Origin of the sequence: Neobacillus notoginsengisoli (genome assembly GCF_003515685.1) — a bacterium.
Classification (GTDB): domain Bacteria; phylum Bacillota; class Bacilli; order Bacillales; family Cytobacillaceae; genus Bacillus_D; species Bacillus_D notoginsengisoli.
The window spans coordinates 414,969-425,424 of sequence record NZ_QWEG01000002.1 but is presented as its reverse complement, the minus strand read 5'-3'; the positions used below and the strand labels follow the sequence as shown (position 1 = coordinate 425,424).

Sequence of the window (10,456 nt, the reverse complement as noted above, 5' to 3'; positions counted from 1 at the left end):
CATACACTTTTATAATCATAATCGATACCAAAAACGATTAAACGGCCTTAGCCCCATGGAATACAGGACTAAAGCCGCTTAGCTTGTTTTTATTATTTCCACTGTCTACTTGACAGGGGGCAGTTCATTCAACCGACAGGCTCTTCTTATGATTATTTAACTTCCTTGTTCCATTTTTCAATTAACCGCTGACGCTCTCTGCCTGCTTCTTCCGAATCATAGTCGATTAGATTCAGTTGGCTGAAATCAATCGCTTTCTCTGGTTGTTTTGCATCTGGATTCGTTAAGCTTTGATAGCTGCCTGTCCGTTGGCCAACCTCTTGTGCATTTTTGCTTAACGCCCAATCGACGAATTTCTTGGCCAGTTCTGGATTTTTATTGTTTTTAATAATTCCTACAGCACCTGTCTCGTAACCTGTGCCCTCTTCAGGGAAAGCTATTCCTAATGACTCGAAGCCTTCTTCCTGGTATTTGACGATATCATGGGCAAAAATCAACCCTGCAGCAGCCTCTCCCATACCAACCATTCGTCCAGTGGCCGTACCGCTTGTTGGGTATTGTTGAATTTGTGCATGAAGCTTTTTCAGGTACTCGAACCCTTTCTCTTCACTGCCCATTACTTTCAAAATAGTATACATGACTGTGTACGCCGTACTTGATGAGCTTGGATTGCCCATTACAACTTGCCCCTTGTAGATAGGGTCGAGTAGATCTTCCCAGCTTTTTGGCGGGTCTATATTATGTTTTTTAATAAAGTCCTTATTGTAGGCAAAGCCTAAGGCACCCATATAAATGCCTGTCCAATAACCTTCTGGATCTTTGTATCTTTCATCTATCTTTGCAGCTTCTTGGGAAACATATGCTTCTAGCAAATCATCCTTTTTGGCAGCATTGAATGTATCTGAAGGGCCGCCATACCAAATATCGGCTTGCGGATTATCCTTTTCAGCTAAAACTTTTGCTAAAATTTCCCCACCGGACATTCTAACCATTTCTGCTTCAATCCCAGTGTCTTTCGTAAATTGGCGCATAGCTTCAATCGCATGATCCTCTTGAAACCCTACATATACTGTTAACTTGCCTTGTGGCTTGCTATCTTGCTTCCCCTTATTTTCTGCTGCATTGGATGCAGGCTTCTTATCTGAGGATGATGAGCAAGCTGATAATACTGTGAATACTGAGAGCAATAAGACCAATAACAGGCTTAATCGTTTCTTTTTCATCCTTTTTCCCCCTTTGTGGATTGTAAACCTCCATTTCATTTTAATAGAAAGCGCTGTCATAGGAATAGTCCAACTTCCTGCCGTTTCATATGGCGGAAAATAGAGGGGATGAGGCAGGGGACGGTTCTGCTGCCTCACTGTGAATGAATCGCTCGATTCTGGAAGGAGTCGGATGGGGTTAACGATTTGCCAGACGCGGGCTGGGATGGCGGGAGCCTTTGAAAGGCCATTGTGTTGAGGGACACGGAAGGTTTTTCTTTTGCCAGAAGGGGTGAAGGGTTGGCAGACGGCTGAAGAAAACTAGAAATCGGTCATTTCATTGGGGCGGGGTCGATGGATATTCAGATGGGATTGGGGAAATATTTTCTTCCTATAAATTTGAAAAGGAATTTTGAGGGGGAGTGGAGGTAAGTTGGAGGCTTGTTGGCTGTATTGTTGGAATGAAAGGAAGGAATGGGGAAGCGAAGTTTTATTGAAATTAAGTCGTTAATCTATGAAGCAAAGGCCCAGTAAATTGAGATATGTTTTTTTCTGACTCATAAGTAGCTGGATGGCTTATCCTGCTACTTATATAGTTTGATGAAATAATCCAGACAAAAACTGCAGAAAAACCAGTAGAAGCATATAAGTAATTTAATTAGTCGGTTTCACCATCCGCATAGATATGTGAAGTAGGCCAATATTCTTAGTCATTTAGATTCATTTATATCTGAATCTTTTGAATTTATTGATATTTAATTGTAACCTCCTATATAATAAATAGGGTTCAACATTTATGATATTAAAAAGGGGGAATTCAGGTGAAGAGAAAGTTACTTGCACTGTCATTATCTGTAGCGATAGCCAGTTCCGGTCTGATACCTGCGGGACAAGCGTTTGCTATCGGGAACGGTCCAGACGTTAATGGGAATGAAACGGTACAAACTGCAAGGCTGACCACCTATGAGGAAATGGCTGATTTTCTAAAGAAAGAGAACCAAAGACAGAAGCATATGAAACTGGAAGTGATTGGCCAATCAGTAAAAGGACGTGACCTCTTTCTAGCCAAGTACGGGACCAATCCGGAAAACCCAACCATCCTTTTTCTGACCCAACAGCACGGTAACGAAGCGTTAACCACTGAAGGAGCACTTGAGTACATACGCCATCTGGGCTCTAATTCAAAAAACATTCGGGAAATGCTAGAGAAAGTAAATATTCTAATTGTTCCTATGATCAATGTCGATGGTGCTATGGGGGATGTGAATTTTTCACTTGATAACTACATGGCCAGCGGACGTCATTTAACCCGCTACAATGCGGACAGAATTGACCTCAACCGTGACCACGTAAGAAAGGTGGCACCGGAAACACAGGCGTTGCACAAGAATGTCCTTCAAAAGTATAAAATTGATTACATGATTGATTTTCATCATCAAGGGACACAAGAGGATTATTTCGGTAAATTGACCTCAGGTTCGGTGCTTGCTCCCTATCATCCAAATGTGAAGCCTGATGTGTTGCTGGGCTCCAAAAAGCTTGCCTCTGTGCTTGTCGAAAGTACAAATTCCAAAGGGTGGGGATTTGTTCTGAAATACGATGAGCCATCGACTAATACAGCAGTTGCATCCAATGCGATGGCACTTCAGTATGATATCTCCGTCATCCTGTTCGAAATGCGGGGCATGGCCGACCACTCCTATGAGCCATATGTCTTGGGCCAAAAATCAAACGGATATCTCATAAAACAGGCATTTACAGCCATGGACTCAACCGCCAAGGCCGTTGCCAACGGATCAATTCACTCAACAGACCCAGCCATATACGACAACCTTCCGGAGCAGCATTATAGTTATTAACCAATCGGAAGTGTGATCGTCACTCAGTTTAGCAAGTTTTTAATATTGATTCCATTTAAAAAACCAGCTGCCCATGAGAGGCTGCTGGTTTTTTTGGATGTGAGATTTAAGGAAGAATGTTTCCTGCCGCTCTGTAGATACTGTACCATTCTTCACGTGTAAGGCGGACTTCACTTGCCCTGATACAGTCTCTAAGCCGATTAATATTCATTGTGCCGGTTACTGGCTGCATGTTTGCCGGATGGCGGAGCAGCCAGGCGATTGCAATTGTCGTGTTGCTGGCGCCATAGGCAGCAGCGACTTCGTTAATTCTTTCATTTAGTTCCGGGAACTTGTCGTTATCAAGGAATACTCCTTCGAAGAACCCGTACTGGAACGGCGACCAAGGCTGGATTGTGATATCATTCAGCCTGCAGAAATCCAGAACGCTTCCATCACGGTTGATTGCTGACTCATTTTCCATATTCACGTTAAATCCCTGGGAAATCATGTTTGCATTGGTGATGCTTAACTGCAACTGGTTGGCGACAATCGGCTGCTTCACATATTTCTGCAGCAGCTGAATCTGCATCGGGTTTTGGTTGGAGACACCAAAATGGCGCACCTTCCCGGACTCCTCCAGGATTGAAAAAGCTTCTGCCACCTCTTCAGGCTCCACAAGCGTGTCCGGTCTATGTAGAAGCAGGACATCCAAATAATCTGTACGAAGCCTTTTCAGAATTCCATCGACTGAATCGAGAATATGCTCCTTTGAAAAATCGAACATCCCTTTACGAATCCCGCACTTGGACTGAAGAATCATTTTCTCCCGGATATCATCGTTCATTCCAACCGCATCAGCGAAAATCTCCTCGCATTCACCGCCCCCATAAATATCGGCATGGTCAAAAAAGTTTGCACCTTCTTCTATGGCAGTCCGCACAAACTTCTCAGCGCCTGCCTTGTCCAATGAGTTAATTCGCATGCAGCCAACTGCAACAACAGGCACTTCCAGGGAACTGGTCCCTAATTTAATGGTTCTCATAGGTTGGTCGTCCTCCAATTCTAGAATTGATACTGTATAGAGAATTGTACATTTTTAATAGTACTACACCAAAGTAAAAAGTACTGAATATAGGGATGGGTGAAGAAGAAAAGGCTTCAGCACTGCGGTTAACTTTGATGACTGGAATTTTTGCTTTGTTTGCAGATTCGATTGCCGGAACGACAGCTGCTGAGGCAGTCGGATTAATAACAAGAACATCGACGCCTTGCTAATAAGGTCTATATCGTGCTATGTAAGAGCTTTACGCTTTTTTGCCCGAATTCCCTTTTCGCTGGAGACTTTTACAATGTTTATCCTTTTACCGATCCTGCAAGCAGCCCTTTTACGAAGAACTTCCCAAGGAAAATGTATACTAGCAGAGTCGGCAGGGCGGCAAGGATGGCGCCGGCCATTTGCACGTTCCATTGGACAATCTGGCTTCCGGAAAGGTTCTGGAGCGCGACCATTACAGGCTGCTGGTCAGACGTCGTAATTGTCACCGCAAACAGGAACTCATTCCAAATATTGGTGAACTGCCAAATGCCGACCACCACAAAGCCGGTAATCGAGAGCGGCAGCATGATATAGCGGAAAATCGTGAAAAATCCGGCTCCATCGATTTGCGCCGATTCAATCATTTCAGTTGGCACGCTTGCATAAAAATTGCGGAACATCAAGGTCGTGATTGGAATGCCGTAGACAACATGAACCAGCACCAGCCCCGGAATGGTATTGTACAGTCCAATTTCCCGCAAAAATTGGATTAATGGGATCAAAATACTTTGATACGGGATAAACATCCCGAATAATACGGCCGTAAACAACCAGTCCGCCCCTTTAAACTTCCACTTGGACAGGACATAACCGTTCAGCGCTCCCAAAAAAGCCGAAAGAATTGTCGCCGGAAAGACCAGATAGAGAGAATTCATAAAGTTCGGGGCAAGCTTGGTGAATGCTAAATGATAGCTTGTAAAATCAATGGCTTTCGGCAGCTCCCACATTTGCGCCAGTGTAATCTGATCAAGCGGCTTCAGGCTTGTGATGAACATCAGATAAACAGGCATTAGAAAGAACAAACTAAACGCAATCAAAATTATATATAGAATCGGGCGGGTCACCACACGAATCGTCATCAGGAACCACCCTTTCTGCTCGAAATCAAATAAGGGACGATAAAGATGGCGACGGACAACAGCATAATGATCGTTATCGCCGCGCCATTGGCGTAGTAGTTCCCGCGGAAGGTTGTTTCAAACATATACATCCCGGGTACATCGGTCACAAAGTTTGCCCCCGGCCCGGTCATCGCGTAAATCAAATCAAAAATCTTTAGCGAAATATGAGCCATGATGATAATGACGCTTACCGTAATTGGCATTAATAATGGAAGAATAATCTTCGTATAGACCTGGAGCTCCGAAGCCCCATCCATCCTTGCAGCCTCACGCAATTCTTCGGGAATCCCGCGCAGTCCAGCCAAATACATGGCAAGCGAAAACCCTGTCATTTGCCACATCGCCGCAATGACAACGGCAATGATGGCAACCGGGACGCCAAATTCTATTTTCCCCCATTCCACACCCGGAATCACTTTGACACTTGTATACCACAGTGGAGACATACCGAATTTTTTCAACAACAAGTTTACACCGGTCGAGGGATTCAGCAGCCATTGCCAGACAACACCAGTCACAATAAAGGATAAGGCCATTGGAAAAAAGAAAATATTGCGAAACAGCGATTCCCCGCGGATCTTCTGGTCCAATAAGATGGCCAGCAAAAGTCCCGATGCCAGAACAGCTATGATAAAAAACAAGGTGAAAAAGAGGGTGTTACGCAAATCCGCTTGAAAACGATAATCATTGAATAAAAAAGCATAGTTTTTTAATCCGGCAAATGAAAAATCAGGTACAAGAGAGTTCCAATTACTTAGAGAGACGTATCCGGTCCAGCCGATAAAGCCATAGACGAATACCATAATCAGAATAATGGAAGGAAGGAGGCATAGAAAGGCCTTAACCCGGTCATTGAGGATCAATGGCCGTTTTCCTTTCAATTGCTTCCGTACAAATGGTTTAGCTTCCTGGTGTACAACTGGACTCGATTTCACAGGTCATTTTCTCCTCCTTGCTTTGAATTGTCATAACATGTTGTCCGTTTTTCCATTTCAATCATTTTTTTAAAAGGCTGTGTTGAAGATAAGACTATTGTTGATTGGAACGGAGGGCACCGACTCCTCGAAAATGCTGTCGCATTTCCTTCGTGCAAAGCCTATTCGAGGAAGCTGTTTGTCCTGCGGGCTGCAGCGGCAAGGTGGAGACCCCACAGGCGCATTGGCGCCGAGGAGGCTCCACTGACGCCCCGCGGAAAGCGTGTGCCTCGTGACAGGCACAAACCGCCTGTCTCTGCGAAGATTATTCTTGGAAGCTTTCCTTTGCGCAGTGGAAATCAACCGCTAAGATTAACACTTCTTTTAAAAAAAGCGGGGAAGAGAGGTTTCCCTTCTTCCCGCTTCATTCCTTATTACTTCAGTTCACTTGCCGCTTCTTTTAATGATTCGATGAATTGATCAACCTTCTGCTGGGTAACAAAAATGTTAATCGCCTGGTTCATTTTTGTGACAAATCCTTCTGGTGCCGCGGAACCGTGGGCAATACTTGCAGCCAGGCTGGATGTCTTGAAATCATCGATGGTTTGTTGGCCATAGACATCGTATTTCGACTTGTCGGCATCAGTTCGAGCAGGAATCGAGCCCTTCAAGGGGTTAAACGCATCCTGTCCTTCCACTGAACCTAAGACGGCCAGCCATTTCTTAACATCTTCCGGATTTTTTACACCCTTCGGCAATCCGAATGTGTCGGTGATGACCATAAACATGCCATCTGTGCCAGGTGTTGCGACCCAGCCGAAATCTTCATCTGCCTTCAGTTTTAAGTCATTGGAGAAATATCCCTTTGCCCAGTCACCCATGACGTTCATCGCTGCCTCACCTGTACCCACCAATTGGGAAGCATCCTGCCAGTTCCTGGAGCTATGGTCTTCGTTCACGTAAGCCATCATTTTTTTGAAGATTTCAGCTGCTTCTTTTACCTTTGGATCGTCAAAGCCGACTTCACCTGTCCATAACTTTTTGAAGTTGTCCGGACCCATTGTTCCTAATAAGACACTTTCAAATAGATGAGTCGCTGTCCATGGCTCCTTGTCGCCAAGGGCAAGCGGAGTAATCCCTTTTGCTTTTAGCGCATCTGCCACTTTGAAGAAATCGTCGAATGATTTCGGCGCTTCCAAGTTATTGTCAGCGAAAATCTTTTTGTTGTACCAGAGTACGTTTCCGCGGTGAATATTGACCGGAACGGAATAGATTTTACCGTCTTTGCTGACCAGATCAATTAATTCCTGTGGGAACTTTTCTTTCCAGCCCTCAGCATCATAAAGATCATCGAGAGCTTCCATTTTCCCTGCTGCCACCCAGCCTTCATTCAGTTCGGCTCCTCCGTGGACCTGGAAGGTTGCGGGTGGGTCATTTCCCTGCATCCGGCTGGCAAGGACTGCTTTCGCATTCGTTCCCGCTCCGCCTGCAACTGCCGCATTTTCAACTTTTACATCGGGGTGCTTTTCTTTAAAGAGTTCAATTAAAGCTTTTAATCCATCTTCTTCTCCTGCCCCTGTCCACCAGCTAAAAATGTCCAGTGTGGCTTCTTTATTCTTTCCTTTGCCGGTGTTTTTCTCTCCAGATGTTGAATCGGAGCTGCATCCTGCTAAAGCCAAGACAGAGACAAGCAAAATCGTTAGAATTATTGACCAATTCTTTTTCACCAAATTCCCCCCTCTTTTTTTGTGAAAGCCCTTCCATAGAAATATATCATGAATATTCAGACCGATAGACAAGAATTACCTTCAATCTTTTGTTTTCACCTTCATTTTTTTGTGATTTTCACATATTGTTCTATTCTTTTTTTCTCAATTGCACTTGTCTTCGATACTCACTGGGGGAGAGGCCGGTGGATTTTTTAAAGACGCGGCTAAAATAGTTCGGGTCTTTGTACCCGACATTAAAGCAAATTTCTTTTAAACTATGGGTCGGATTAAGCATCAAAGCCTTTGCTTTTTCTACCCGCAGCTGGGTGAGGTAATCAATGAAATTTACCGAAAAATGCTCTTTAAACAATTTACTTAAATAGAAAGGGCTTAAACCAACATGCTCCGCCGCGTCCTCTAAAGAAATTGCCTGGGCATAATTCTCTTCCATAAATGCTCTGGCCCGCCGCAATTTTTTATCATCGGACATCAGTTGCCCATCATTCTCCTCGGGGGAGATGGCCCATTGCACGATTTCACGGAGGTTTGCTTGTTCCTGCTTTTCCCGTCTTTCTTTTTGGATTTCCGACAACACCCGCTCAATTGCGGCGATTAGTTCATCCTTGCGGGCCGGCTTTACTAAATATTCCTTCACACCCTGCTGCATAACTTGCCGGGCATACTCAAAGGTGTTAAAGGCGGACAGCATGATGATTTTTGTATCACTGTGGTGTTTTTTGATTGCCTTGACGGCACCGATGCCATCAATTCCAGGCATTTTGATATCCATCAGGATAATGTCAGGGGTATGCTGATCGGCCAGTTGAATCGCTTTTCTCCCATTTTCGGCCTCGATGATGAGTCCAATCTCTTTTATTTTGGCAGAGATAATCATCTTCAGTGCTTGCCTTTCCAAAATTTCATCTTCAGCAATTAATAGTTTATACATGGTTTTTACTCAGAACCTCCTTTTCGGCGGGCACTGGCAGGAGCAGCCTGACGCTTGTTCCTTCTCCCAGCTTGGAGTCGATTTCGATGATTGTTTCTTGTCCATAAAATAATTGCAGCCGTTTAATCACGTTTTGAAGTCCGAGCCCTGTCACATGACCGGAAGGCTTTTGGCTTGCGGGCAGTCCTCCATCCGGCTGCAGCAATCGTTTTTTTGTCCATTCATCCATGCCAACCCCATTGTCGATGACTTCGACAACCACGCTGCCGGCCCGCCGATAAACATGAAGGCTCAGAAGTGCATCAGATTCGTATGATTCCACGCCATGAATAAAGGCGTTTTCGACAATTGGCTGCAGCGTTAAAATGGGGATGGGAAGGGAGAGACAAGTTTCGTCGATGTCTTTCTTAAACTGGACCCGGTCGCCAAATCGCGTTTGTTGAATGAAAAAATATTCCTGGACCACGGAAACTTCGTCCTTCAATGTGGTCGGTTTATCTAGATTACCAAGATTATATCTTAATAGCGCGCCCACTGAATCAATTAAATCGCTTGTTTTTTCCGCACCTTCAATGTAGGCCATTTTGGAAACGGTATTTAATGTGTTAAAAAGAAAATGGGGATTGATTTGATTTTGCAAACTTTTTAACTCCATTTCTTTTAATAACGCGTCGAGTTCTGATTTCTGCTTGATTTCTAGGATGAGGCGGTGAATGTTCCTGCGCATATTATTAAATGTTTCTGTGAGAAAACGCAGTTCATCCTTTGTCATAGATTTCACATCGGCGCCATCGAATTTACCGGATGAAATTTCCCTTGCCGCTTTTGATAGAAGGGTAATCGGCCTTGTGATTCCATTGGAAAACCAGAGGGCGAACAGGATGCTGAGCAAAATTGATGCCGTAAAGATGGAGATGCCGATTGTCTTGAACAATTCATTTTTACGATGCATGTCCTTATAGAAAGTTTGATAGTTTGTTAATTCATTGTTAATTAATGACAAGGTTGCTTCTTGTATGTACATTGAAATCCGCGATAGTTCTGTCAGTTGTCCGGAAAAAACAGCGGCTTCTTTCCGGTTATAGGAATTGTGGAGACCAGCGCATTCTTCGAGAAAACTTTCGATTAAGTAATAATAGTTTTTAACAGCTGTGTCGTGCTCCATCTGGTATCCTAAGTGCGCTTGCAAATCTTTTAATTTTTCACGGTTAGCCCAATAGTTCTGCGCCTTTTCCGGTGAACTGTCAAGCAAATAGGCATTTAGCGAATCGTACACATTTCTCGAGCTCATCGAAAGGTCATTTAATAGAAAAAACCTTTGTAGAAGTGCATTATATTGATCACCGGACTCTTGGCTGTTTTGATACAGAAAATATGCTACCCCGTTCAAAAGAAACACAAGCACCATCGAATACACAATCATCTTCGTCCGAATCGAAAACACGGCAGCCCCTCCTCTAGCAGTCTAAATTACCCGGATAAACCGCTTTCATGCCATACTAAGCATAACCCGAAATCCTTTAACTGGGAAGAACCTGTCCCTTGTTTGCCTTGGCCCATTTTGCCAACAGAAAAAGGTGACGGGCCAGAAAGGCACCGTGCTTTTCGCAAAAATGTCCAGATA

At 44.1% G+C, this 10,456-nt stretch carries 9 protein-coding genes; 2 read left to right on the top strand and 7 right to left on the bottom strand.

Features of this window, described 5'->3' with window-relative positions; translation table 11 throughout:
* The coding region (locus tag D1B31_RS25170) for an IS3 family transposase (RefSeq protein ID WP_142922562.1) at positions 1-82 on the top strand (82 nt) is incomplete at its 5' end.
* Between the two features lie 70 nt (positions 83-152).
* Here the strand turns inward: D1B31_RS25170 and D1B31_RS04610 are convergent.
* Positions 153-1,223: an ABC transporter substrate-binding protein gene (locus tag D1B31_RS04610; protein ID WP_118919558.1), complete on the bottom strand. Its 1,071-nt coding sequence runs from the start codon at positions 1,221-1,223 to the stop codon at positions 153-155.
* Positions 1,224-2,023: 800 nt separating this feature from the next.
* Between D1B31_RS04610 and D1B31_RS04605 the strand changes: the two genes are divergently transcribed.
* Positions 2,024-3,061, top strand: a complete 1,038-nt coding sequence (locus D1B31_RS04605; protein ID WP_118919557.1) for a M14 family zinc carboxypeptidase — start codon at positions 2,024-2,026, stop codon at positions 3,059-3,061.
* 106 nt (positions 3,062-3,167) lie between these two features.
* On the opposite strand, the gene D1B31_RS04600 is transcribed toward D1B31_RS04605, so the two are convergent.
* The 6 genes from D1B31_RS04600 to D1B31_RS04570 all read right to left on the bottom strand — a co-directional run bounded on the left by D1B31_RS04600 (position 3,168) and on the right by D1B31_RS04570 (position 10,276).
* The gene (locus tag D1B31_RS04600) at positions 3,168-4,085 is read right to left on the bottom strand and encodes an aldo/keto reductase (RefSeq protein WP_118919556.1); all 918 of its coding nucleotides are present in this window, start codon (positions 4,083-4,085) and stop codon (positions 3,168-3,170) included.
* Positions 4,086-4,396: 311 nt separating this feature from the next.
* The gene (locus tag D1B31_RS04590; protein WP_118919555.1) at positions 4,397-5,218 is read right to left on the bottom strand and encodes a carbohydrate ABC transporter permease; all 822 of its coding nucleotides are present in this window, start codon (positions 5,216-5,218) and stop codon (positions 4,397-4,399) included.
* Positions 5,218-6,141: a carbohydrate ABC transporter permease gene (locus D1B31_RS04585; RefSeq protein ID WP_240035168.1), complete on the bottom strand. Its 924-nt coding sequence runs from the start codon at positions 6,139-6,141 to the stop codon at positions 5,218-5,220. The genes D1B31_RS04590 and D1B31_RS04585 overlap by 1 nt, the downstream gene beginning before the upstream one ends.
* Positions 6,142-6,608: 467 nt before the next feature.
* Complete coding sequence (locus D1B31_RS04580) at positions 6,609-7,901, bottom strand: ABC transporter substrate-binding protein (protein ID WP_118919554.1); 1,293 nt, start codon at positions 7,899-7,901, stop codon at positions 6,609-6,611.
* A gap of 130 nt (positions 7,902-8,031) precedes the next feature.
* Entirely contained in the window at positions 8,032-8,832 is an 801-nt protein-coding gene (locus D1B31_RS04575; protein WP_118919553.1) for a response regulator, read from the bottom strand.
* Positions 8,825-10,276, bottom strand: coding sequence for a sensor histidine kinase (locus D1B31_RS04570; protein ID WP_118919552.1), 1,452 nt, complete (start codon positions 10,274-10,276; stop codon positions 8,825-8,827). The genes D1B31_RS04575 and D1B31_RS04570 overlap by 8 nt, the downstream gene beginning before the upstream one ends.
* Positions 10,277-10,456: the final 180 nt, after the last annotated feature.